General features: G+C 69.7%; 22 protein-coding genes. 10 read left to right on the top strand and 12 right to left on the bottom strand.

Annotated features, from left to right (window positions below; translation table 11 throughout):
* Positions 1–62: 62 nt before the first annotated feature.
* Complete coding sequence (locus tag OG963_RS12085; RefSeq protein ID WP_093775685.1) at positions 63–929, bottom strand: phosphotransferase enzyme family protein; 867 nt, start codon at positions 927–929, stop codon at positions 63–65.
* 125 nt (positions 930–1054) lie between these two features.
* On the opposite strand from OG963_RS12085, the gene OG963_RS12080 reads away from it, so the two are divergent.
* The 6 genes from OG963_RS12080 to OG963_RS12055 all read left to right on the top strand — a co-directional run bounded on the left by OG963_RS12080 (position 1055) and on the right by OG963_RS12055 (position 6636).
* Positions 1055–2014 carry a carbohydrate ABC transporter permease gene (locus OG963_RS12080; protein WP_093775687.1) on the top strand — a complete coding sequence of 320 codons (960 nt, stop codon included), beginning with the start codon at positions 1055–1057 and terminating at the stop codon, positions 2012–2014.
* Positions 2011–2850 carry a carbohydrate ABC transporter permease gene (locus OG963_RS12075; protein WP_093775689.1) on the top strand — a complete coding sequence of 280 codons (840 nt, stop codon included), beginning with the start codon at positions 2011–2013 and terminating at the stop codon, positions 2848–2850. The genes OG963_RS12080 and OG963_RS12075 overlap by 4 nt, the downstream gene beginning before the upstream one ends.
* A complete protein-coding gene (locus OG963_RS12070) occupies positions 2850–4157 on the top strand; it encodes a sugar ABC transporter substrate-binding protein (protein ID WP_371798882.1) in 1308 nt (435 codons plus the stop codon). The genes OG963_RS12075 and OG963_RS12070 overlap by 1 nt, the downstream gene beginning before the upstream one ends.
* A 266-nt stretch (positions 4158–4423) precedes the next feature.
* The gene (locus OG963_RS12065) at positions 4424–5626 is read left to right on the top strand and encodes a S8 family serine peptidase (RefSeq protein WP_371798881.1); all 1203 of its coding nucleotides are present in this window, start codon (positions 4424–4426) and stop codon (positions 5624–5626) included.
* Positions 5627–5714: 88 nt separating this feature from the next.
* Positions 5715–6263, top strand: coding sequence for a DUF1697 domain-containing protein (locus OG963_RS12060; RefSeq protein ID WP_093775695.1), 549 nt, complete (start codon positions 5715–5717; stop codon positions 6261–6263).
* Positions 6256–6636 carry a DUF4440 domain-containing protein gene (locus OG963_RS12055; RefSeq protein ID WP_093775697.1) on the top strand — a complete coding sequence of 127 codons (381 nt, stop codon included), beginning with the start codon at positions 6256–6258 and terminating at the stop codon, positions 6634–6636. Before OG963_RS12060 ends, OG963_RS12055 begins: the two co-directional genes overlap by 8 nt.
* Before the next feature lie 26 nt (positions 6637–6662).
* Here OG963_RS12055 and OG963_RS12050 read toward each other — a convergent pair whose 3' ends face one another.
* Positions 6663–7523, bottom strand: coding sequence for an ABC transporter ATP-binding protein (locus OG963_RS12050; protein WP_371126439.1), 861 nt, complete (start codon positions 7521–7523; stop codon positions 6663–6665).
* Between the two features lie 665 nt (positions 7524–8188).
* On the opposite strand from OG963_RS12050, the gene OG963_RS12045 reads away from it, so the two are divergent.
* From OG963_RS12045 to OG963_RS12030, 4 genes are all read left to right on the top strand, one after another.
* Complete coding sequence (locus OG963_RS12045) at positions 8189–9190, top strand: ketopantoate reductase family protein (protein ID WP_093775703.1); 1002 nt, start codon at positions 8189–8191, stop codon at positions 9188–9190.
* A gap of 69 nt (positions 9191–9259) precedes the next feature.
* On the top strand, positions 9260–9844 hold the full coding sequence (locus OG963_RS12040; protein WP_371798880.1) for a TIGR03086 family metal-binding protein: 585 nt from the start codon (positions 9260–9262) through the stop codon (positions 9842–9844).
* Positions 9845–9912: 68 nt separating this feature from the next.
* On the top strand, positions 9913–10545 hold the full coding sequence (locus tag OG963_RS12035) for a DsbA family protein (RefSeq protein WP_371798879.1): 633 nt from the start codon (positions 9913–9915) through the stop codon (positions 10543–10545).
* A gap of 158 nt (positions 10546–10703) precedes the next feature.
* Positions 10704–13325 (top strand): right-handed parallel beta-helix repeat-containing protein, encoded by a 2622-nt coding sequence (locus tag OG963_RS12030; protein ID WP_371798878.1) that lies wholly within the window; start codon positions 10704–10706, stop codon positions 13323–13325.
* A 69-nt stretch (positions 13326–13394) separates the two neighbouring features.
* Here OG963_RS12030 and OG963_RS12025 read toward each other — a convergent pair whose 3' ends face one another.
* The 10 genes from OG963_RS12025 to OG963_RS11980 all read right to left on the bottom strand — a co-directional run bounded on the left by OG963_RS12025 (position 13395) and on the right by OG963_RS11980 (position 22662).
* Positions 13395–14159 (bottom strand): sirohydrochlorin chelatase, encoded by a 765-nt coding sequence (locus OG963_RS12025; RefSeq protein ID WP_093775709.1) that lies wholly within the window; start codon positions 14157–14159, stop codon positions 13395–13397.
* An 8-nt stretch (positions 14160–14167) separates the two neighbouring features.
* Complete coding sequence (locus OG963_RS12020; RefSeq protein ID WP_371798877.1) at positions 14168–15058, bottom strand: ABC transporter permease; 891 nt, start codon at positions 15056–15058, stop codon at positions 14168–14170.
* A complete protein-coding gene (locus tag OG963_RS12015) occupies positions 15045–15836 on the bottom strand; it encodes an ABC transporter ATP-binding protein (RefSeq protein ID WP_093775713.1) in 792 nt (263 codons plus the stop codon). Before OG963_RS12015 ends, OG963_RS12020 begins: the two co-directional genes overlap by 14 nt.
* A 39-nt stretch (positions 15837–15875) precedes the next feature.
* Positions 15876–16988, bottom strand: coding sequence for an ABC transporter substrate-binding protein (locus tag OG963_RS12010; RefSeq protein ID WP_093775715.1), 1113 nt, complete (start codon positions 16986–16988; stop codon positions 15876–15878).
* Positions 16989–17238: 250 nt separating this feature from the next.
* Positions 17239–18588, bottom strand: coding sequence for a sulfate adenylyltransferase subunit 1 (locus OG963_RS12005; RefSeq protein ID WP_093775717.1), 1350 nt, complete (start codon positions 18586–18588; stop codon positions 17239–17241).
* Position 18589: 1 nt separating this feature from the next.
* Positions 18590–19525 (bottom strand): sulfate adenylyltransferase subunit CysD, encoded by a 936-nt coding sequence (gene cysD, locus OG963_RS12000; RefSeq protein WP_093775719.1) that lies wholly within the window; start codon positions 19523–19525, stop codon positions 18590–18592.
* Complete coding sequence (gene cysC, locus OG963_RS11995) at positions 19522–20067, bottom strand: adenylyl-sulfate kinase (RefSeq protein ID WP_030917145.1); 546 nt, start codon at positions 20065–20067, stop codon at positions 19522–19524. Before cysC ends, cysD begins: the two co-directional genes overlap by 4 nt.
* A 23-nt stretch (positions 20068–20090) precedes the next feature.
* On the bottom strand, positions 20091–20792 hold the full coding sequence (locus tag OG963_RS11990; RefSeq protein WP_030917141.1) for a phosphoadenylyl-sulfate reductase: 702 nt from the start codon (positions 20790–20792) through the stop codon (positions 20091–20093).
* Positions 20789–20968, bottom strand: a complete 180-nt coding sequence (locus OG963_RS11985; protein ID WP_030917138.1) for a hypothetical protein — start codon at positions 20966–20968, stop codon at positions 20789–20791. The genes OG963_RS11990 and OG963_RS11985 overlap by 4 nt, the downstream gene beginning before the upstream one ends.
* Positions 20965–22662: a nitrite/sulfite reductase gene (locus OG963_RS11980; protein WP_093775721.1), complete on the bottom strand. Its 1698-nt coding sequence runs from the start codon at positions 22660–22662 to the stop codon at positions 20965–20967. The genes OG963_RS11985 and OG963_RS11980 overlap by 4 nt, the downstream gene beginning before the upstream one ends.
* Positions 22663–22933: the final 271 nt, after the last annotated feature.

Below are 22933 nucleotides of genomic sequence, written 5' to 3'. Positions count from 1 at the left end.
CTGGAGGTCATGGGGCAGATCCGGGACGAACCGGATGCCGGGAGAGACCCTGGCGGCAACCGTCAGAACGGATACCAGCGCACCTCGGGGTCGCCGTCGCGCAAGGACGCAACCCTGCGCCGGAACTCCGCGAGCGCCTTCGGGTTGGCCGGCGCATGCTGCGAGACCCATGCACAGCTGGCCGTCTCCCGGGCGCCCCGCAGCACCGCGCAGCCGTCCCACTCCCGGACGTCCCAGCCGTACGCGGCGGTGAACGCGTCGTAGGCCTCCGCCGCCAGCCCGTACCGGTCGCGGGACAGCGCGAGGACCACCAGATCGTGCTCGCGCAGATCCGCGGAGAACGTCTCGAGGTCCACCAGCACCGGCCCGTCCGGACCGACATGGACGTTGCGCGGCAGTGCGTCACCGTGGATCGGCCCCGGCGGCAGATGCGGTACCAACGCCGCGGCGGCCGCGGCGAACCCGTCCCGCCGCTCCCGCAGATATGCGGCGTCGGCCGGATCGATCGCGTCGCCCGCGATCCGCAGCCATCGCTCCACCCCACCCAGCAGCTCCCGCCGTGGCAGCGCCAGTCCGTCCGGGGCCGGCAGCGCGTGGACCTGGGTGAGCAGCGGCGCCAGATCCCGCGGCTCGGCGGGGCGCACCGCGTCGGGGAGCCGGTGCCAGAGTGTCACCGGGTGCCCTTCGACAAGTCGCGCCGCCGGCTCCGCCGCCCGCACGGCGGGGATGCCCGAAGCGGCGAGCCACTGCGCGACGGCCACCTCGCGCTCGGCCCGGTTGTGCAGTTCCGGGTTCCGTACGGCGTCCCGGCCGACCTTGACGACCACCTCGCCGACGGCGAACACCGCGTTCTCGCCCAGCGCGATCAGCTCGGCGTCGCCGGACAGCCCGGCAGCGGTCAGCACCTCGCGCGCACGCATCTCGTTCATGGTCCGATTTTCGCATCCGTGCACACCACCTTGACGAACCGACGGCCCGTCAGCACCATGGCGGGGGCCACCTGAGCGGCCAGAACTGGATGAAAGCGATCCAACGACGCAAGGGGGTCGAATTCATGACGTTGGCGAATGCAACCGTACAGTCCGGACAGCACGGTCCGCCCGGCAGTCCGCGGTCCCGACAGGGCAGACAGACACCGCGGATCAACCGGAACGCCGGCACCTGGTTCCTGGTGCTTCCCGCCCTGATCCCGATCCTGATCCTCAGCGTCGGCCCCCTGCTCTACGGCGTCGCCCTGGCGTTCACCGATGCCCAGTCCGGCCGCACCCGCTCCACCCAGTGGGTCGGCGGGCTGAACTTCCAGGACCTGCTCCACGACACCCTGTTCTGGGACTCGTTCCGGATCGGCCTGGTCTGGGCGGTCGGCGTCACCGTCCCGCAATTCCTGCTCGCGCTGGGCCTCGCACTCCTGCTCAACCAGAACCTGCGGATGCGCTGGCTGGCGCGTGCCCTCGCGATCATTCCCTGGGCCATGCCCGAAGTCGTCGTCGGCATCATGTGGCGGCTCGTCTACAACCCGGACGCCGGCGTCCTCAACGAGACCATCCGCGATCTCGGGCTCGGTGACGGCCGGGACTGGCTGACCGGACTGGCCACCGCACTGCCCGCCGTGATCGTCGTCGGTGTCTGGGCGGGCATGCCCCAGACCACGGTCGCACTCCTGGCCGGGCTCCAGAACACCCCGCACGAACTCCACGAAGCGGCCGCCCTGGACGGCGCGGGCGCCTGGCGCCGGTTCCGTACCGTCACCTGGCCGGCTCTCCGGCCGGTCGCGCTCGCCATCACAGCCCTCAACTTCATCTGGAACTTCAACTCGTTCGCCCTGGTCTACGTCCTGACCAACGGCGGCCCCGGAGGCCGAACCCGGCTTCCGATGCTCTTCGCGTACGAGGAGGCCTTCCGCTACGGCCAGTTCGGCTACGCCGCGGCGATGGGCTGTGTGATGGTCGCGGTGATCTCCGTCGTCCTCGCCTTCCATCTCGTCGGCCGACTCAGGGGAGGCGAGGACCAGTGAGTCTCCGTACCAGCAGATCCGCCCGCACCGGACAGTACGTCGCGCTCCTGGGCTACCTCGTCTTCCTGGCGTTCCCGTTCCTCTGGCTGATCTCCACAGCCTTCAAACCGGCCCGCGAACTGGGTTCCCTGCACCCCACCTGGATCCCCGAGCACCCGACCCTGGACAACTTCCGGCAGGCCTTCGACGAGCAGCCGCTGCTCCAGGCCGCAGCGAACTCGCTGATCGCCGCGCTGTCCGCCGCGCTGATCGCCGTCGTCATCGCGACGCCCATGGCCTACGTGATGGCCCGGAACCGCACCAGGCTCTCGGCGGCCGCCACCGGCTGGGTCGTGGTCAGCCAGGCGTTCCCCTTCGTGCTGCTGATCATTCCGCTCTTCCTGATCCTCAAGAATCTGCATCTGATCAACTCCCTGTGGGGGCTGATCATGGTGTACGTCGTCTGGGCGCTGCCGTTCGCGCTGTGGATGCTGGTCGGCTACGTCCGCGCCGTACCGGCCGAACTCGAAGAGGCCGCCTCGGTCGACGGTGCGAGCCGGCTGCGGACGCTCGTCTCGGTCACCGCCCCGCTGCTGGCCCCAGGAATCGTGGCCACCGCGCTCTTCGCGTTCATCACCGCATGGAACGAGTTCTTCTTCGCGCTCGTCCTGCTCAAGACACCGGAGAAGCAGACCTTGCCGGTCGTACTCACCCACTTCCTCGGCGCGGAGGGGGCGGCCGAACTCGGGCCGCTCGCCGCCGCCGCATTCCTTGCGACCCTGCCCTCCCTCGTCATCTTCGCGGTCATCCAACGCCGGATCACCGGTGGCATGCTCGCCGGGGCGGTGAAGAGCTGATGCGCGCACCGGTACGGGCGGCGGCCGCCGCGGCCACCGCGCTGGCCCTCCTGCTCACCGGCTGCAGCGGTGACGGAGGCGGAACGGACACCGATGGGAAGATCGAACTGCGCTTCCAGTCGCTGGCCTGGCAGAAGGAGTCCGTCGACGCCAACAAGCAACTGGTCAAGGAGTGGAACGCCACCCACCCCGACATCCAGGTCGAGTACGTCCAGGGCAGCTGGGACAGCGTCCACGACCAACTGCTCACCTCCTTCGAGGGCGACGAGGCGCCGGACGTCATCCACGACGCCTCCGACGACCTCGCCGACTTCGCGTACGGCGGGTATCTCGCCGATCTGCGCGACCTGCTGCCCGACCGGCTGACCGCCGACATCCCCGAGCAGAGCTGGCGGACCACGACCTTCGGTGACGGCGTCTACGGGGTGCCGTTCCTCCAGGAACCCCGGGTCCTGATCGCCAACACCAAGATCCTCAAGGCCTCGGGGGTCCGCATTCCGACCCCCGCGAACCCCTGGAGCTGGGACGAATTCCGGCAGGTCACCAAGGAGCTGACGGGCAAGGGGGAGGGGAAGGCGACGTACGGCGTCGCCTGGCCGCTGAAGGAGCCCGTTTCCGTCACCCTCAACCTCGGCCTCTCCAGCGGCGGACAGCTCTTCCACCGCGGCGCGGACGGCAGGGTGACCATCCGCCTCGACGAAGGTGACCAAGTGGTCCCCGGCACCATCCGCGACCAGGTCGACACCGACCACAGCGCCGCCCGCACCGCGCTCGGCATGGGGGGTTCCGACACCTTGCCCGGGCTGTTCGGCGGGCGGTACGCGATGGTCCCGCTGGGCTTCTCGTACCGTCAGCAGGTCGTCGAACAGGCGCCCGAGGGCTTCGACTGGACGGTGCTGCCCGCCCCGGCCGGCAGCGACGGGCTCGCCCAGGGTGTGAGCCCGCAGACCCTGTCCGTCGCCGAGTCCAGCCCGCACAAGAAGGCGGCCGTGCAGTTCATCGACTTCCTGCTGCGTCCACCGAACATGGTGCGCCTGGCGAAGGGCGACTGGATGCTGCCGACCGGCACGGCGGCGCTCGCGGATCCGGCTCTGCACACCACCGAGAACGGCTGGGCGACCGGCGCGGACCTGGCGAAGGGGCTGCGCTCGGCTCCCGCCCAGTCGGTGCGCGGCTACCCCGAGTGGAAGGACAAGGTCGCCACGCCCGCGCTGCAGGAGTACTACAGCGGGGCGATCGGCCGGGACGAGCTGAGCAGGCGCCTGGTCGACGACGGGAACCGGGTACTGGCCCGCTACCAGCGCTGAAGCCCGGCGAACCGGACGGTCCCCTTCCACGCTGAACCCACCCCCGCGCACGTGCAAGATCCCTACGCGCGCGGGGTGTTGGGGCCGGCCGTCCGACTTGACCACAGCTGGCCGATTTCTTATTACGAAACCTTGTTGAGTAAGTCACAGCTGTATGAAGGGGTTGATCTGAGCGTGTCAATCGGTAAGGGTTTCGAGCCAGCCCCCGGAGATCTTCCGGCCGAGGGCCAATCCCCCCACAAACAATGCCGAGGAGACCCCTCTTCATGGCCATGCACAAGCGCACACCCCGGACCAAGCTGACCGCTGCGATCACCGCGGTGGCCGCGGTCGCCGGCGTCACCCTGCTGGGCACCTCCTACGCCGGAGCCGCACCCGCTCCCGCGATGGGGACGGTCTACGGTGCGGACGCGGCGACCGCCGTCTCGGGCAGCTACATCGTGATGCTGGACCAGAAGGCCGACAAGGCGAAGCTCGCCAAGGAGTACGGCGGCAAGCTGAAGCGCGCCTACAACTCCGCCATCAACGGCTTCTCCGCCAACGGACTTTCGCAGACCGAGGCCAAGCAGCTCGCGGCCGACCCGGCCGTCTCCAAGGTCGTCCAGAACAAGAAGTTCCACATGGACGCCACCCAGGACAACCCGCCGTCGTGGGGCCTCGACCGGATCGACCAGACCGAGACCGCCGGCGACCATGCGTACACCTACCCGGACAGCGCGGGCGAAGGCGTGACGGCGTATGTCATCGACACCGGTATCCGTGTCACGCACAAGGAGTTCGAGGACCGGGCGAGCTCGGGCTTCGACGCGGTGGACAACGACGACAGTGCGGATGACGGCAACGGCCACGGCACCCACGTGGCCGGCACCATAGCCGGTGCGACGTTCGGCGTCGCCAAGAAGACGAAGATCGTCGCCGTCCGGGTCCTCGACGACTCCGGTTCGGGCACCACCGAGCAGGTCGTCGCCGGCATCGACTGGGTCACCGCGCACCACGAGGGCCCGTCCGTCGCCAACATGAGCCTCGGCGGCGGTGCCGACCCGGCTCTCGACGCCGCGGTCCAGAAGGCCATCGCCTCCGGAGTCACCTTCGCGGTGGCCGCAGGGAACGAATCCGCCGACGCGGGCGAGGGCTCCCCGGCCCGCGTCCCGGAGGCCATCACGGTCGCCTCGTCCACGGTGGACGACGAGCAGTCGTCGTTCTCCAACTACGGCCCGGTCGTGGACATCTACGCCCCGGGTTCGGACATCACCTCGTCCTGGAACGACAGCGACGACGCGACGAACACCATCTCCGGTACGTCCATGGCGACTCCGCACGTCGTCGGTGCCGCCGCCGTCTACCTCGCCGGACACCCGGACGCCACCCCGGCGGAGGTCGCCACGGCCCTCACCGACGGCGCCACCCCCGACGCGATCTCCAACGCCACCGAGGGGACGCCGAACAAGCTGCTGAAGATCGTCGAGTAACAGGCACCACCGAGACGGCGGCCGTCGCGCTCTCCCCCACGGGGCGCGGCGGCCGCGCACCTCCGGCGGATCGTCCTATGGTGTGCCCATGACCACCAGGTACGCGGCGCTGTTGCGCGGCATCAATGTGAGCGGCCACAAGAAGGTCCCGATGGCCGAACTCCGCACGCTGCTCGCGGAGCTGGGCCATGCGGACGTCCGCACGTACCTGCAGAGCGGCAACGCCGTATTCAGCAGCGCGTCGAGCGACGAGGACGGGCTCACCACACAGCTCGAGCAGGCCATCGAGGAACGCTTCGGCTTCGCCGTCCCGTGTCTGATCCGGAACGGCCCCTATCTCGCATCGGTCGCCGACGCCTGCCCGTTCCCGGCCGCCACCCTCGAGGGCAAGCAGCTGCACGTCACCTACTTCGACCGGCCGGTGGACGCCGCACGCTTCGCCGCGATCGACGCCGGCGCCTTCCGCCCCGAGGAGTTCCGCATCGGCGACCGCGCGCTCTACCTCTATGCCCCCGACGGCCTGGGCCGTTCCAAGCTCGCCGAGGCGCTCCACCGACCCTCCCTCACCAAGGGCCTCACCGCCACCACACGTAACTGGAACACCGTTGCCAAACTCGTGGAGATGACGCGTGACTGAGCCACAGCCCGCCGTGGCCGCAGCCGTCGAGGGCGAGCTCAGACTCCTCGACCCGCGGGTGCGCTGCTCCGCCGATCTCCTCGTCCAGGTGCTGCACCCGGAATTCTGCGAGATCGACACCGCGGGCCGCTTCTGGGACCGCGACGCGACCATCGCCTCGCTGACCGCGGACGAGGCTCCACGGCCCGGACAGCTCACCGCGTCACGGATGCGCGGAGTCCAGCTCGACGACGAAGTCGTCCATCTGACCTTCGACTCCGAGTCCAAGGGGCTGCGGGCCCACCGCAGTTCACTGTGGCGGCTGACCGAGCGCGGCTGGCTCCTCTACTTCCACCAGGCCACGCCGTTCATCGCCGAACCGTCCGACGGCTGACGGCGCCCGACGTCGATCGACCGCTGTCAGCCGCGTGTGACGCGCTGCGCCCGCGCCGTCCACCGGCCGTCCGTACGGGCGATCCGCACCGGATGTCCGAAGCAGTCGCTGACCTGATCCGTGGTCAGCACGTCGTCGGCCGGACCCGAGGCCACACACCGTCCCGCCCGAAGCAGCATGGCATGTGTGGTCGAGGCGGGCAGTTCCTCGAGATGGTGCGTGACCAGGACCGTCGCCAGCTCGGGGTGTTCCTGGCGCAATGTGTCCAGGGCGTCCAGCAGCTGCTCGCGGGCGGCGAGATCCAGACCGGTGGCCGGCTCGTCGAGGAGCAGCAGCCGTGGCTGAGGCATGAGCGCGCGGGCGATGAGCGTACGGCCCCGCTCGCCCTGGGAGAGCGACGGCCAGCGCGATCCGGTCTTGCCCTGCATGCCCAGCATCTTCAGCAGCCGGCCGGCCTGTTCCTGCTGTTCGGCACTGGCGGACCAACGCGGCACCGGCTCGACCGAGTTGGTCAGGCCGGTGAGCACCACCTCGCGCACCGACAGCGGGGAACGCAGCGGATGACGCGGGTTGACGTGGCCCAGCAAGGTCCGCAGCTCCCGCAGGTCGACCCGTCCGATCGTGCGTCCCAGGACCTCCACGGATCCGTGGCTGGGGTGGGTGACAGCGCCGAGCAGCCCGAGCAGCGTGCTCTTTCCGGCGCCGTTGGCGCCGAGCAGGGCCCAGTGTTCACCGCTGCGCACGGTCAGCGAGACCGAGTCGAGCAGGACGTTGCCATCCCGGACGAGCCTGACGCCGTCGGCCCGGATCACCGGCACCGGGTTCGTGGAGACAGAAGTGGAGACAGAGGTGGAGACAGAGGTGGTGAGGGCGGCGGTGGTGGTCACGGGCGGATGCTCCTTCATGCGGGTGCGAACGCTTTCAGGCGACTCATGTCTGGGTGGACAGCCGGATCTCCGCAGCCCCGAGGTCCTCACCCGGTGGACGGGCGACCAGTGTCCGGTGTCGGGCGCGGTACGGGGGAGCGGTGCGGCAGCCAGGCGAGGGCGACCTGTCCGCGCGTGGCACCGTGCCGTTCGGCGATACCGGCGAGCGCCTCGGCGGCGCCACCGGTCAGGGCGGCCGTCGGCCGGCGGGAACCGGAGCAGAAGGGAGGCCATGGGCCTCGCAGAGCTTCGTCACCGGGTCCGACGCACGGTCTTGAAGCGGTTCTGCACCGAGGCGATCCCGGTCGGGGAGAGAGCCTGCTCCAGCTGGTCGGTGGTGAGGGTGTGTCCAGACCGTTGAACCGGATCTTACCTTTCCGGCTCAGCGCTTCAGGAGCGCCGGCCGGTCTCGGCCATGGGTACGTCCGGGTCCGGCCGGTGCAGTCGGTGGAGACCGGTCCGGTCCGTCCGCAGCCGCCGCGGACCGGCTTCGCACATCGCCCGTAACAGCTCGAGGCCCTGGCCACCGGGTTCCCGGCCCCGGTGGGTGGCCTTCGGCAGGTCCGCCTGCCCGCGTAGGATCTGATCGCCCTATATGACGAACGGCCGCACCGGACGGAGCCGACATGCGCTACATCATCGTGGGAGCGGGCGCCGTCGGCGGCGCCATAGGGGGGCGGCTGGCCGAGGCCGGCCACGAGGTCGTCCTGGTGGCGCGCGGCGCGCAGTACGAGGCGCTGCGCACGGGTGGACTCCGGCTCACGACGCCGGACGGCCCCCGTACCCACGCCCTCCCCGTCGTCGACCGGCCCGACGCACTGGACCTGACCGCTGACGACGTACTCGTACTTGCCGTGAAGACGCAGGACAGCACCGCCGCGCTCGACGCCTGGAGCGTCAGGCCGGTGGCGGGCGGCGGTACCGCGGGCGAGCGGCTGCCCCTGATCTGCGCGCAGAACGGCGTGGAGAGCGAACGTCTCGCACTGCGCCGCTTCCGTCTTGTGTACGGCATGTGCGTCTGGCTGCCCGCCACCTTCGTCGAACCCGGAGAGGTGTCCGCGGCCGGAACGCCGCTGACCGGCATCCTGCACCTGGGGCGCTACCCCACCGGGACCGACGAGACGGCCCGGTTGATCGCCGCCGACCTCGAGAAGTCGAAGCTGCTCGCCCCGGTCGTGCCGGACGTGATGCGCTGGAAGTACGGCAAGCTGCTCTCCAACCTCGCCAACGCGATCGAGGCCGTCACCGGCCTGCTCACCGGAGACGACGCCGTCGCCCTGTTCAAGCGGGCGCTCGCCGAGGGCCGAGCCGTGCTGGCGGCCGCCGGTATCGAAGCGGTCGGCCAGGAGGAACAGACGAAGGCGCGCGGCGACCGGATCCGCTTCGAGCCGTTCGACGGCTCCCCCCGCGGCGCCGGTTCGTCCTGGCAGAGCCTCAGCCGTGGTACGGGCACGATCGAGGCCGACTATCTCAACGGTGAGATCGTGCTGCTCGGCCGGGAGCACGGGGTGCCCACACCGGTCAACGACGTGCTGCAGCGCACCGCGAATGCCTTCGCGCGGGAGCGGCGGGAGCCTGGATCGATGTCGGTGGCCGAACTCACCGCACTGATCGACGCGGCCTCCTGACCGGTCCGAGGCGGCCGCTGTCGCTTTTCTTCAATACCGCTCGGCAGCGGCTGCTCTAGCGTGCTGTACATGAAGAACGAGCACGCTCACCTGACCGAATGTGCCGCCGAGGCGGCCCGTATCGCCCGCGCCGTCCGAACCGAACAGCTGGACGCCTCCGCCACGCCCTGCGGTGACTGGGACGTGCGCGGGCTGATCAACCACTGGGTGCTCTACACCTCGTACGGCCTGGAGCACCGCGCCCTGCGCAAGGATCTTCCGGACGAGCTCTCCACCCGTGACTTCACCGCGGATGCCGACTGGGCGGAGAAGTACGCGGCGCAACTGGACCGCGCCGTCGCGGCCTGGTCGGACCCGGCGGTCTGGGAGGGGGAGATCGACCTCGGGGGTTCGACGTCCCCGGCGTCCGAGATCGCCGCCATGCTCATCGAGGAGACGGCCCTGCACGGCTGGGACGTGGCCCGGGCAACCGGGCAGGAGTTCCGGCTCTCCGACGCGGCGGCAGGCTTCGTCCTCGAGGTCGTCGACGGTTCCGCGGCGCTCTACCGGCAGTACGACGGCTTCGCCGACGAGGTTCCGGTGTCCGCTTCGGCGCCGGTGTTCGAACGGGCGCTGGCCCACAGCGGACGCGACCCGCATTGGACCGCCGCCTGAAAGTGGCCCAGTCGATCGAGTGGTGAATGGCTCGGAGTCATACGCCAATGCCTGGATAGGGTCGGTGTATGACCACTCACTCCACCCCTGCTACGGGCAGGACCGCCGTCGACTTCTACTTCGACCCGGCCTGCCCGTTCGCCTGGATCACCTCCCGCTGGATGCTGGAGGTGGAGCTGCAGCGCGACATCGAGCTCCGTTTCCACGTCATGAGCCTCTTCCTGCACAACGTCGGCAATGAACTCCCCGACTGGTACCGGGAACTGGTCGACAGGTCGATCGGCCCGGTGCGGGTCGCGGTCGCCGCGGCCGCCGACCATGGCGACGGTGTGCTGCGGGATCTCTACACCGCCTTGGGAACCCGGATCCACGTGCAGAAGAACGAGGACTTCGACGACGTGGTCGCCCAGGCGCTCGCCGAAGTGGGTCTGCCCGACGGGCTTGCCGGAGCCGCCCACTCCACGGCGTACGACGAGGCGCTGCGCCGCAGCCACGACGCGGGCAAGGACCCGGAGGCCGATGCCTATGTCGGCACTCCCACCGTCCATGTCGACGGCGGCGTCTGGTTCGGCCCGGTCCTCAACTCCGTCCCGCGCGGCGAGGAGGCGGCCAGGCTGTTCGACAGCCTCCGGGTGATGGCCGGCTACCCGGACTTCTTCGAGCTCAAGCGCACCCGCACGGGCAGCCTCGACTTCAGCTGACAGTCACATGCGCTCTCGGGGCGCTTGCCGTGATTGATCCGATGATTCCTGTGAAGGCGAGGGCGTCAGGGCGGCAATCCTGCAAGTTTCATTGACCGTTACATGTAAACCCTCCTACCTTTCTCGTGCTGACGAGACTGATTTCCAAGGGAGGGAAGATGCTCGCACCCCGAAGAGCCGCGCTTGTCGCGGCTCTCTCCGCGGCCCTGGCGCTCGGCGTCCCCGGCAGTTCCACCGCGGCCGGAGCCGACGCGGCCGACGCGCACTCCGCAGATGTGTACGTGTCCCCGACGGGCGACGACCACGCGCAGGGCAGCGCCCGTCACCCCGTCAAGACCCTTCAGCGGGCGCGCGATCTGGCGCGTGCGAGGGCCGCGCATGCGGACGGCGATCTCACCGTCCATCTCGCCTCCGGTACGTACCGGACGGAGAAGCCGCTCGTCCTCGACGCCCGGGACTCGGGCCGCGACGGCCACAGGATCATCTGGCAGGGGACCGGATCCACGGTCATCAGCGGCGGCCGCAAGGTCGGAGGCTGGGGGCCGGTCCACGGGCGTCCCGGGCTCTATTCCGCCCCTGCTCCCCAAGGTCTCACCGACACCAGGCAGTTGTACGTGGACGGAGTGCGCGCCCAGCGCGCACGTGGTGAGGTTCCCGTCGGGCTGACGGTCACGCCGACCGGGTACACCACGACGACGGACACCCTCGCGCACTGGCGCCACCCGTCCGACGCCGAATTCGTCTACTCCAGCGGCGAGGAACTCTGGAACGTCGAACGCAACGGCCTCGGCCAGTGGACCGAACCGCGCTGCCGGATCGCCGAGGCCGAGGGCACCACTCTCACCATGGTCCAGCCGTGCTGGGACAACTCCAACAAGCGCGTGGAGTTCCCCGACATACCGGGCCGCTCCGTCTCCATGGTCGGACCCGGCCATCTCACCAACGACGGCAAGGCTTCGTACATCGAGAACGCCTACGAGCTCCTGGACCAGCCGGGCGAGTGGTACCTCGACCGCTCGGCCCGCACCGTCTATTACATGCCGCGCAAGGGCGAGGACCTGCACCGTGCGGACGTCGAGGCGGCCTCGGCCGAGAAGCTCGTCGACGGCCGTGGCACCGCTGAGGCTCCCGTCCACGATGTCGCCTTCCGCGGGCTCCAGTTCAGCTACGCGACCTGGCTGACCCCCTCACAGCCCGAGGGCTTCTCCGAGATCCAGGCCGGCTACACCATCACCGGACCGACCGGCTGGGCCACTCAAGGGCTGTGCGGGTTCGTCGAAGGGGGCACCTGCCCGTTCGCCTCCTGGACCAAGATGCCGGGCAATGTCTCCTTCACGTACGGCAAGCGCATCGAATTCAGCGACAGTGTCTTCACCCATCTCGGTGCCGCCGGGCTCGAACTCGGTACGGGAACGGCCGACACCCGGGTCAGTGGCAGTATCTTCACCGACATCTCGGGCAACGGCCTTGAGATCGGTGGTGTGGACGGCCGAACCCCGGCCACCGGGGTCGAGGTGACCAACAATCACCTCTACGGACTGCCCCGTGAGTACCACGGTACGGTCGGCATCCTCAACGGGTACACCCAGCACAACACCATCGCGCACAACCAGCTCGACCATCTCGGCTACAGCGCGATATCCATGGGCTGGGGAGGCTGGCCCGACAAGATCGGCTCGCCCGCGACGCCCAACCCCAGCCACGACAACGCCGTGAGCGACAACCTCATCTTCGACTACATGCAGATGTTCGACGACGGTGGTGGCATCTACACCCAGGGCATGACCGGCACATCGCTCGCCGACGGTGAGAAGGTCACCGGCAACGTCATCCACGACCAGTGGGGTCTGGGCAAGAGCGTCTACACCGACAACGGCTGCACCTACGAGACCGTCGAGGGCAATGTGCTGTACGGAGCTTCGTACGCCAATGTCGCCAGCCGCCACACCGACTACCGTGACACGCTCGGCAACAACGACCCGACGCTCGTCAAGGACAACTGGTGGGAGGAGGGCACGAGCGACGGTGACAACAAGGGGCTGGTGACCACCGGCAACCGCATCATGACGTCCCCGGCCGACGTTCCCGCATCGATCATCGAGAACGCCGGACTGGAGCCCGCGTACGAGGGGATTCTCGAGCGCGGCACCGGGGCGCTCTCCGTACCCGAGGCGCCGTCCCGGGTCGGCACCAGCACGGCGGGGCCGGACGCCCTGTACGCCACCTTCAACCCCAGCTTCGTGGACGGTGGTTCACCGGTTCTCGGTTACACCGCGCACGCCCTGCGGCCGGACGGGACGGAGGCAGCTTCGGCGACCGCCTCGGCCGCCGACTACAAGCGGCTGGCCTACATCCGGATCGGCGGGCTCCCGGAGGACGACGGCCCCTTCACGGTCACCGTCACCGCCGCCAACGCGCAGGGTCGCAGTGCCGCGTCCCTCCCCTCCGCCGCGCTCCGGCCGACCGCGGCCACGGTGCTGTCCGACGCACCCTCCGCGCCGAAGCTGCGTACCGCCGCCACAGCCGCGACCGTCGCCTGGACGCCGCCCGAGAACATGGGTGACGCCAAGGTCATCGGCTACCGGCTGACGCTCTCCGACGGCCGGACCGTCGAGGTCACCGGGCGGGACGCCCTGGTCGGTCAGCCCTCGGCCAAGGGCATGTTCCGGGTGATCGGCGGGCTGACCCCCAGCACCGCGTACACGGTCACGGTCGCCGCGGTCACCGCGGCGGGCGCCGGGCCGGCGGTGACGGTCAAGGCGACGACCAAGGCCGGGTAGACCGAACCGGCCGGGCGCCGCGCGGCCGGCGCAGCGCCCGGCCGCAGCCGGTCGGAAGCAAGGGGCAGGTCAGGCGGTGAGCGCCGCCACGCGCGGCACAGCCGCCTCGTCGTAGCGCCGAAGCAGCAACCGCGCCAACTCCGGCGAAGGGCCGAGCACGTCGGCCAGCACGTCCGCTTCCGCCTCCCGGGCACCCGTAGCGATACGGTCCGGGAGGCGGCCGGGTGCGATGACGTACGGCGCCACCGCCACCCGGCGTACGCCCTCGGTCCGCAGGTCCCGTACCGCGTCCTCGGTGCGGGGGAACCCTGTAGGAGATGCCGCGGAGGCGAACGCAGGCCGCACGGAACACCAACCGGTGTGCCGCAGCTCCCGCGCGATTTCAGCGATCACTGCGATCGCCTCCGGGTCTGTGGAGCCCGCCGAGGCCAGGACGAGCCCGGTCGAGCTTCTGTCGCCGGGACGGATCCCGGCTTCGTACAGCCGCTGTTCCAGGGCGGAGTTCAGCAGCGGTGACGGCCCGAGGACTTCGGCCTGTCGGATGCGCAGCCGCGGCAGTCCGGTCCGGGCTCTGTGCAGCACCGTGGGGATGTCGGACTTGGCGTGGAAGGCCCGGGTGAGGAGCAGGGGGAGCGCGATGACGTCCCTCGCTCCGTCCGTGGCCAGCCGCTGAAGGACCTGCGGCACCGATGGGGCGTTGAAGTCCAGGAAACCGGTCTCCACCCGCAGCCCCGGCCGCAGCGACCGGACCCGCGCGGTGAGCGCGTGCACGGTCGCCGCGTGCCGCGGATCGCGGCTGCCGTGGGCGATGACAAGGAGAACGGGGGAAGCCATGACAGTACTCAGTTCTTGACGAGGAGGCCGCGGCTGCGCAGCACCCACCGCTCCAGCGGGCTGAAGATCAGCAGGTCGATGGCGATGCCGACGATCAGGATCAGGAAGATGGCCAGGAACACCATGGACATGCTGCTGGTCTCCCGGCCCTGCTCCAGCAACTGCCCCAGGCCCACGCCCAGATCGGGTGACGAGGCGATGATCTCGGCGGCCATCAGCGAGCGCCAGGAGAACGCCCAGCCCTGCTTCAGCCCCGCGAGATAGCCAGGCAGCGAGGCGGGCAGCACGATGTGCCAGGTACCGCGCAGCCCGGTGGCGCCCAGCGTCTGCCCGGCCCGCAGATGGAGGGGCGGGATCTGGTCGACACCGGCGACGAGTCCGTTGGCGATCGACGGGACGGCGCCCAGCAGGATCACCGCGTACATCATCCTGTCGTCGAGCCCCAGCCAGAGCACCGCGGGCGGCACCCAGGCCACCGACGGCAGCGACTGGAGACCCGAGAGCACCGGTCCGATCGCCGCGCGCACCACCTTCACGCGCGCCACCAGCAGCCCGAGCGGGGTACCGATGACGAGCGCCAGCAGGAAGCCGAACAGGCCGCGCGAGATGCTCGTCCAGATGTAGCCGAGCAGGGTGCCCTGTGCCCAGGCGTTGCTCACCTCGTCCCAGACCTGGGACGGCGAAGGCAACTTGTAGTCGTCGGTGACCTTCGCCCAGATCAGGATCTGCCAGACGATCAGTACGAGCGCGATGGCCGTGACCGGCGGCAGGACCTTCTGCACCAGCACCTGGCGCACCGGGGTGCGGCTCACCCGCACCGCGTCGAGTGCGTCCAGACCCGCCTCGAGGCCTGCCAGATCCTGGGCGGCGTCCTCGGTGGTGGTCTCAGTGCTGGCCATGTCGGCGGATCTCCCCACGCAGTTGTTCCGTGATCTCGACGGACAGCTCCGCCACCGCGGTGTCCTCGATGCGGCGCGGCTGATCGATGTCGACCGTCCACTCACGGGCGATCCGGCCCGGTCGCGACGACAGCAGGACGACCCGCTCGGCGAGTCGGACCGCCTCCCGCACGTTGTGCGTGACGAAGAGGACCGAGACGTTCGTCTCGCGCCAGATCCGGGTCAGCTCGTCGTGCAGCACATCCCGGGTGATGGCGTCGAGCGCGGCGAACGGTTCGTCCATCAGCAGCAGTTGACTGTCCTGGGCGAGCGCGCGGGCCATCGCCACCCGCTGGCGCATGCCGCCCGAGAGTTCGTGCACGCGCTTCCCGTACGCCCCGCCGAGGCGTACGAGTTCGAGCAGCCGCTCCGCCTCCGCACGGCGGTCGGCCTTGGGCACGCCACGCAGCCGCAGCGCGAGTTCGATGTTCTTGCCCGCGGTCAGCCACGGGAAGAGGGCGTGCTCCTGGAACATCAGGGCCGGCCGCCCGCCGGGGGTCTCGATGGACCCCGCGGTCGGGCGGTCGAGTCCGGCCACCAGGTTGAGCAGCGTCGATTTGCCGCACCCGGAAGCTCCCAGGAGGGTGACGAACTCGCCGGGAGCGACATCGAGCGTGATGTCGTCCAGGACGAGCTGCGTCCCTTCCGGCCCGCCGAAGGACTTCGAGACGTGCGCGATACGGGCGGCGTGCCCGGCCGACACACGGTCCTCGGCCTTGGTGAGCGTGGTCGTCGCCATGGTCGTCACCTCCTGGGAGATCCTGGATCGGTCGGGGGGTTACTTGACGCCGAGACCGGCGTCGGCGACCTCGGGCTTGCCCGCGGCCTTGAGGATCTTGTTCAGCGGCTTCAGGTCGTAGATGCCGCTCAGGTCCGTCTGCTCCAGCAGACCGGCCTGCACCGCGTGCTTGGCCTCCGTGTCGAGGGTGGCGGCCAGCGGGTCATCGGTGAACTGGACGGACTTCCACGCCGGGTCGATGACCTCGGGCGGCAGCGCCTTGCCGGACAGCTCCTTGAGCGCGGCGTTGGCGGAGGCCTTCGCCTTGTCCGGGTTGGCGTTGATCCACGCGTTGGTGTTGACCGAGCCGCGCAGCACCGCCTCGACGACGTCCGGGTGCTCGCTGAGGAACTTCTGCGACACGATGATGTTCGTGATCACGAACTTCTTGTCCGGCCAGAGCGTCGACTCGTCCAGGAGCACCTTGGCACCCTGCGCGACCAGCTTGGACGCGGTCGGCTCCGGGACCCAGGCACCGTCGATGGAACCGGCCTTGTAGGCGTCCGGAGTCACCTTGTTGTCCGTACGGACCACGGAGACGTCGCCCTTGCCGCTCTGGGCGTCGACCTTCCAGCCCTTCTCGGAGATCCAGTTGAGGAACGCCACGTCCTGGGTGTTGCCGAGCTGCGGGGTGGCGATCTTCTTGCCCTTGAGGTCGTCCAGGGTCTTGATCTTCTTGGGGTCGACGACCAGCTTCACACCGCCGGACGCCGAACCGCCGATGATCCGCAGGCTCTTGCCCTTGGACTTGGCGAATCCGTTGATGGCGGGGGAGGGGCCGATGAAGCCGATGTCGATCGACCCCGCGTTGAGCGCCTCGATCTCGGACGGCCCGGCGTTGAACGTCGACGGCTTGACCGTCGTGCCGCCGAGCTCCTTGGCGATCAGGCCTTCCTGGATGCCGACCAGGGCGGTGGCGTGCGTGAGGTTCGGGAAGTAGCCGATCTTCACGGTGTCCGCCGAGAGCTTCTTGCCGCCGGAGGAGACGTTCGCCTTCTTGGTGTCGTCCTTCGCCTCGGAGCCGTAGCCGCAGGCGGTGAGCGCCACGGCGAGCAGCGGCAGAGCGGCGGCAGCGGCGAGGCTGCGGCGCAGGGTGGTACGGGTGGCAGGCACGGGAGGCTTTCCTCTCGTTGGCCCGGTACTCGCGTCCCTCGTCGGTTTCGGTTACGGGGGCGCGGCCGGGAAGTCGGCATGTCTTCGTCTGAACTGGCGGTACAGGCGGTGCGGTTGGTGCAGGCGGGCGCGCAGGCAGTGCGCGTACGTCATCGCGCACATCGCGCAACCCCGCCCTGGCCGCTGCCGAGGGTGCCGCTGCCGACGCGACCACCCTCCTTCGCGAACGTCGCGAAGACATCGATACTCATCAGAAGTCCCATTCGGTGTCGTCGGCGGCGGCTTCCTCGCCCGCGGCCGCGGCCGCGGCGGCGAACGCCTCGCCCGCCATGCCGGCCGTGAGCGTGGTGCCGTCCGCCGGGTCGATCAGCAGGAACGAACCGGTGCGGCGCGAGTCCGCGTAGGTGTCGAGCGCGAGCGGTTCGGCGGTACGGACGACGACCCGGCCGATGTCGTTGGCGACGAGCCGGCCGGGCGCCGGGTGCTGCGAGAGGTCGTCCAGCGTCAGCCGGGACGGGATGTCCTTGACGATCGCCTTGACCGTGCGGGTGGTGTGCTTGAGCAGCACCCGCTGGCCGACGGCGAGCGGCTGGTCCGCGACGTGGCAGACGGTCGCCTCGACGTCCTGGGTGACTGCCGGTGCGTCGTCGGCCGGTGCGATCAGGTCACCGCGCGAGACGTCGATGTCGTCGGCCAGCCGGATGGTCACCGACTGGGGCGCCCAGGCGATGTCGACGCTCTCGCCGAGCGCGTCGATCCCGGCGATCGTCGACGTACGGCCGGACGGAAGGACGGTGACGGCCTCGCCCACGCGGAACGCGCCGGCGGCGATCTGGCCCGCGTAGCCCCGGTAGTCGGGGTGTTCGGCGGTCTGCGGCCGGATCACGTACTGGACGGGGAAGCGCGCGTGGCAGGCGGTGAGGTCGTGGCTGACCGGCACCGTCTCCAGGTGCTCCAGCACCGTCGGACCGCCGTACCAGTCCATGTGCGCGGACGGCTCCACGACGTTGTCACCGGCCAGTGCGGAGATCGGGATCGCGGTGATCTCCGGGACGCCGAGCGACGCCGCGTACGCCGTGAACTCCTCGGCGATGGCGGCGAATACGGGCTCCGCGTAGTCGACCAGGTCCATCTTGTTGACGGCGAGGACCACATGCGGCACCCGCAGCAGCGCGGCGACGGCGGCGTGCCGACGGGTCTGCTCGACGACACCGTTGCGGGCGTCGACCAGGACGACGGCGAGCTCGGCGGTCGAGGCACCCGTCACCATGTTCCGGGTGTACTGCACATGCCCCGGGGTGTCGGCCAGGATGAACCGGCGGCGCGGCGTGGCGAAGTAGCGGTAGGCCACATCGATGGTGATGCCCTGCTCGCGCTCGGCCCGCAGCCCGTCGGTCAGCAGCGCCAGGTCCGGCGCCTCCTGGCCCCGGTTGCGCGAGGCGTGCTCGACGGCCTCCAGCTGGTCGGTGAGGACCGACTTGGAGTCGTGCAGCAGGCGTCCGACGAGGGTGGACTTGCCGTCGTCGACGGACCCCGCGGTGGCGAACCGCAGCAGGGTCGTGGTCGACAACTGCTCTGCGTGCTGGGCGAATGTGGTCATTTTAGAAGTACCCCTCGCGCTTGCGGTCTTCCATCGCGGCCTCGGACATCTTGTCGTCGGCGCGTGTCGCGCCCCGCTCGGTGAGCCGGGAGGCGGCGATCTCGGTGATCACTGCGTCCAGCGTCGTGGCGTCGGAGTCGACGGCGCCGGTGCAGGACATGTCGCCGACGGTGCGGTAGCGCACCTGCCGGGTCTCGACCCGCTCGCCCTCCTTGGGGCCGCCCCAGTCACCGGCGGTCAGCCACATCCCGGAGCGGTTGAAGACCTCCCGCTCGTGGGCGAAGTAGATCTCCGGGAGCTCGATGCCCTCGCGCTCGATGTACTGCCAGACGTCGAGCTCGGTCCAGTTGGAGATCGGGAAGACCCGGACGTGCTCGCCGGGGGCGTGCCGGCCGTTGTACAGCTGCCACAGTTCGGGGCGCTGGCGGCGCGGGTCCCACTGGGAGAACTCGTCACGCAGCGAGAAGACCCGCTCCTTGGCGCGCGCCTTCTCCTCGTCGCGGCGGCCGCCGCCGAACACGGCGTCGAAGCGGTGCTGCTGGATCGCCTCGGTCAGCGGCACGGTCTGCAGCGGGTTGCGGGTGCCGTCCGGCCGCTCGCGCAGCTTCCCGGCATCGATGTACTCCTGCACGGAGGCCACATGCAGCCGCAGCCCGTGCTCGGCGACCGTGCGGTCGCGGTACTCCAGGACCTCGGGGAAGTTGTGCCCCGTGTCGACGTGCAGCAGTGCGAACGGCACCGGCGCGGGCGCGAACGCCTTGAGCGCCAGATGCAGCATCAGGATGGAGTCCTTGCCGCCGGAGAACAGGATCACCGGCCGCTCGAACTCCCCTGCCACCTCACGGAAGATGTGCACCGCCTCGGACTCCAGGGAGTCCAGGTGGCTGAGTGCGTACGGATTGTCGGTGCCTTCCGACACAGTCGCGACGGTCGTCACGCTGCACCCCTCTCGCTCAGCAGCGCATACAGCTCCGCCGCGGACTCCTGCACGGTCTGCTGGTGCGACTCGATCCGCAGGTCGGGCGACTCGGGCGCCTCGTACGGGTCGTCGACCCCGGTGAGTCCGCTGATCTCGCCTGCCGCCTGCTTGGCGTAGAGGCCCTTCACATCGCGTACGGAGCACACCTCGACCGGAGTCGCGACATGCACCTCCAGATACGCGGTGCCCTCCGCCTGGTGGCGCTTGCGTACGGCGTCACGGCTGTCCGCGTACGGGGCGATGACCGGGACGAGCACCTTCACGCCGTTGGCGGCCAGGAGTTCGGCGACGAAGCCGATCCGCTGGACGTTGGTGTGCCGGTCCTCGCGGGAGAAGCCGAGCCCCGCGGAGAGGAACTCCCGGATCTCGTCGCCGTCGAGCACCTCCACCCGGTGGCCCTCGCCGCGCAGCCGACCGGCCAGTTCGTACGCGATGGTGGTCTTGCCCGCGCTCGGCAGACCGGTCAGCCAGATGGTGGCTCCCGTCTCCGTCACGCTCATCGAAGTCTCCTGATCAGTCGTCATCAGTCGTGCAGCCCGCACTCGGTCTTGCCCCGTCCGGCCCAGCGGCCGGCGCGCGCGTCCTCGCCCTCCAGCACCCGGCGGGTGCAGGGCGCGCAGCCCACGGAGGCGTAACCGTCCATCAGCAGCGGGTTGGTCAGGACCCCGTGCTCCGCGACGTACGCGTCCACGTCGTCCTGCGTCCAGCGGGCGATCGGCGAGATCTTGACCTTCCGCCGCTTCTCGTCCCAGCCGACCACGGGGGTGTTCGCCCGGGTCGGGGACTCGTCGCGACGCAGCCCGGTGGCCCAGGCCGCGTACGCAGTCAGGCCCTCCTCGAGGGGCTGGACCTTCCGCAGCTTGCAGCACAGGTCGGGGTCGCGGTCGTGCAGCTTCGGCCCGTACTCGGCGTCCTGCTCGGCGACGCTTTGACGTGGGGTCAGCGTGATGACGTTGACGTCCATCACGGCATCCACCGCGTCGCGGGTCCCGATCGTCTCCTCGAAGTGGTACCCGGTGTCGAGGAAGACCACGTCGACGCCGGGGAAGGCACGGGAGGCGAGGTGCGCCACGACGGCGTCCTCCATCGAGGAAGTGACGCAGAACCGCTTGCCGAAGGTGTCGGCGGCCCACTTCAGGATCTCCAGCGGGGAGGCGTCCTCGAGTTCCCGGCCCGCGCGCTCGGCCAGGCTCCTGAGGTCATCGGTCGTCAGAGTGTCCGTCATATCCCGTCCCCTTCGACGTCGTTGCGCTGCAGTCCCCGGGTCAGCAGACCCAGGAACTTGAGCTGGAACGCGCGGTTGCAGGAAGCACATTCCCAGGCGCCGTGCCCGGTCTCGTGCGGGCGCAGGTCCTCGTCCCCGCAGTACGGGCAGTAGAACGGTGCGGCGCGGCCGCTCATGACAGCGACTCCGCACTGGCCCGCGCCGCCCACGTCGCGAACCGCTCGCCGTCCTCGCGCTCCTTCTGGAACCGGCCGAGCACCCGCTCGACATAGTCCGGCAGCTCGGCCGAAGTGACCTTCAGGCCACGGACCTTGCGGCCGAAGCCGGCCTCGAGGCCCAGTGCGCCGCCCAGGTGCACCTGGAAGCCCTCGACCTGGTTGCCGTCGGCGTCCAGGACGAGCTGGCCCTTGAGGCCGATGTCCGCGGTCTGGATGCGGGCGCAGGCGTTGGGGCATCCGTTGACGTTGATGGTCAGCGGCTCGTCGAAGTCCGGCAGGCGGCGCTCCAGTTCGTCGATCAGCGCGGCGCCGCGCGCCTTCGTCTCGACGATCGCCAGCTTGCAGAACTCGATGCCGGTGCAGGCCATCGTGCCGCGCCGGAACGGCGAGGGCTTCACCTGGAAGTCGAGCGCCTCGAGACCGGCAACCAGGGAGTCCACCTGGCCTCGCTCCACGTCGAGGATGAGCATCTTCTGCTCGACGGTGGTGCGCAGCCGGTCCGAGCCGTGCGCGGCCGCCAGGTCGGCGATCTTGGCCAGCGTGGCGCCGTCCACGCGGCCGACCCGGGGTGCGAACCCGACGTAGAAGCGGCCGTCCTGCTGCTCGTGGACACCCACGTGGTCGCGCCAGCGGTTGCTCGGCTGCTCGGGGGCCGGGCCGTCGAGCAGCGGACGCTCCAGGTACTCGTCCTCCAGCACCTGGCGGAACTTCGCGGGACCCCAGTCGGCCATCAGGAACTTCAGCCTCGCGCGGGTGCGCAGCCGGCGGTAGCCGTAGTCGCGGAAGATGCCGACGACTCCGGCCCAGACGTCCGGCACCTCGTCGAGCGGCACCCATGCGCCCAGCCGCTCCGCGAGCCGCGGGTTGGTGGAGAGCCCGCCACCGACCCAGACGTCGAAGCCCGGCCCGTGCTCGGGGTGGACCACGCCGACGAACGCGATGTCGTTGATCTCGTGCACCACGTCCTGCACCGGCGAACCGGAGATCGCGGTCTTGAACTTGCGCGGCAGGTTGGAGAATTCCTTGCTGCCGATGTAGCGGTCGTGGATCTCGTCCACGGCGGGCGTGCCGTCGATGATCTCGTCGGCCGCGATGCCCGCCACCGGGGAGCCGATGATCACGCGGGGGCAGTCGCCGCACGCCTCGGTGGTGGAGAGCCCGACAGCCTCCAGCTTCTCCCAGATCGCCGGGACGTCCTCGATGCGGATCCAGTGCAGCTGGATGTTCTGCCGGTCGGTGATGTCCGCGGTGCCGCGCGCGTACTCCTGCGAGATCTCGCCGATGACGCGCAGCTGCGCGGTGGTCAGCCGGCCGCCGTCGATCCGCACCCGCAGCATGAAGTACTTGTCGTCCAGCTCCTCCGGCTCCAGGACCGCAGTCTTTCCGCCATCGATCCCGGGCTTGCGCTGGGTGTACAGACCCCACCAACGCATGCGTCCGCGCAGGTCGTTCGGGTCGATCGAGTCGAAACCCCGCTTGGAGTAGATCGTCTCAATGCGTGTCCGCACATTGAGACCGTCGTCGTCCTTCTTGAACTGCTCATTGCCGTTGAGCGGAGTGTGGTGCCCCACGGCCCACTGGCCTTCGCCACGGTGGCGTCCGGCCTTGCGGCGAGGCGTGGTGGTCGCAGGCTGTTCCGGGGTAGCGGCCATGACAGTACGTCCTTCGGGACTGCAGGAGGGCGGCTCTGAACTGCACACTCGCGCTGAGGCGCGGCGGTGCGCAGGTGTTGCAGAGAAAGGGGGATCGCGGCGGTGCTGGGACTCTCAGCCCGCCGGACAGATGGCGCTGGACATGCGGCCGAAGTCGACGTGGCGTCGACTCACCAAGGCAATTCCAGTTCCAGACATGACGGAAGCCTGTCACGCGCCTCTCGGGACAGTCCACCGTTATCCATGATGTGGACGGGACTGTCTCGAGAAG

It is taken from the genome of Streptomyces sp. NBC_01707, assembly GCF_041438805.1.
Lineage (GTDB): Bacteria > Actinomycetota > Actinomycetes > Streptomycetales > Streptomycetaceae > Streptomyces.
The sequence above is the reverse complement of the archived record's forward strand: the minus strand, read 5'-3'. Positions and strand labels throughout refer to the sequence as shown.

Excerpts from the sequence above, each read along its gene's own strand:
- OG963_RS12085 (WP_093775685.1), bottom strand. The coding sequence starts at position 929 with ATGAACGAGATGCGTGCGCGCGAGGTGCTGACCGCTGCCGGGCTGTCC.
- OG963_RS12080 (WP_093775687.1), top strand. The coding sequence starts at position 1,055 with ATGACGTTGGCGAATGCAACCGTACAGTCCGGACAGCACGGTCCGCCC.
- OG963_RS12070 (WP_371798882.1), top strand. The coding sequence starts at position 2,850 with ATGCGCGCACCGGTACGGGCGGCGGCCGCCGCGGCCACCGCGCTGGCC.
- OG963_RS12065 (WP_371798881.1), top strand. The coding sequence starts at position 4,424 with ATGGCCATGCACAAGCGCACACCCCGGACCAAGCTGACCGCTGCGATC.
- OG963_RS12060 (WP_093775695.1), top strand. The coding sequence starts at position 5,715 with ATGACCACCAGGTACGCGGCGCTGTTGCGCGGCATCAATGTGAGCGGC.
- OG963_RS12045 (WP_093775703.1), top strand. The coding sequence starts at position 8,189 with ATGCGCTACATCATCGTGGGAGCGGGCGCCGTCGGCGGCGCCATAGGG.
- OG963_RS12040 (WP_371798880.1), top strand. The coding sequence starts at position 9,260 with ATGAAGAACGAGCACGCTCACCTGACCGAATGTGCCGCCGAGGCGGCC.
- OG963_RS12035 (WP_371798879.1), top strand. The coding sequence starts at position 9,913 with ATGACCACTCACTCCACCCCTGCTACGGGCAGGACCGCCGTCGACTTC.
- OG963_RS12030 (WP_371798878.1), top strand. The coding sequence starts at position 10,704 with ATGCTCGCACCCCGAAGAGCCGCGCTTGTCGCGGCTCTCTCCGCGGCC.
- OG963_RS12025 (WP_093775709.1), bottom strand. The coding sequence starts at position 14,159 with ATGGCTTCCCCCGTTCTCCTTGTCATCGCCCACGGCAGCCGCGATCCG.
- OG963_RS12020 (WP_371798877.1), bottom strand. The coding sequence starts at position 15,058 with ATGGCCAGCACTGAGACCACCACCGAGGACGCCGCCCAGGATCTGGCA.
- OG963_RS12015 (WP_093775713.1), bottom strand. The coding sequence starts at position 15,836 with ATGGCGACGACCACGCTCACCAAGGCCGAGGACCGTGTGTCGGCCGGG.
- OG963_RS12005 (WP_093775717.1), bottom strand. The coding sequence starts at position 18,588 with ATGACCACATTCGCCCAGCACGCAGAGCAGTTGTCGACCACGACCCTG.
- cysC (WP_030917145.1), bottom strand. The coding sequence starts at position 20,067 with ATGAGCGTGACGGAGACGGGAGCCACCATCTGGCTGACCGGTCTGCCG.
- OG963_RS11990 (WP_030917141.1), bottom strand. The coding sequence starts at position 20,792 with ATGACGGACACTCTGACGACCGATGACCTCAGGAGCCTGGCCGAGCGC.
- OG963_RS11985 (WP_030917138.1), bottom strand. The coding sequence starts at position 20,968 with ATGAGCGGCCGCGCCGCACCGTTCTACTGCCCGTACTGCGGGGACGAG.
- OG963_RS11980 (WP_093775721.1), bottom strand. The coding sequence starts at position 22,662 with ATGGCCGCTACCCCGGAACAGCCTGCGACCACCACGCCTCGCCGCAAG.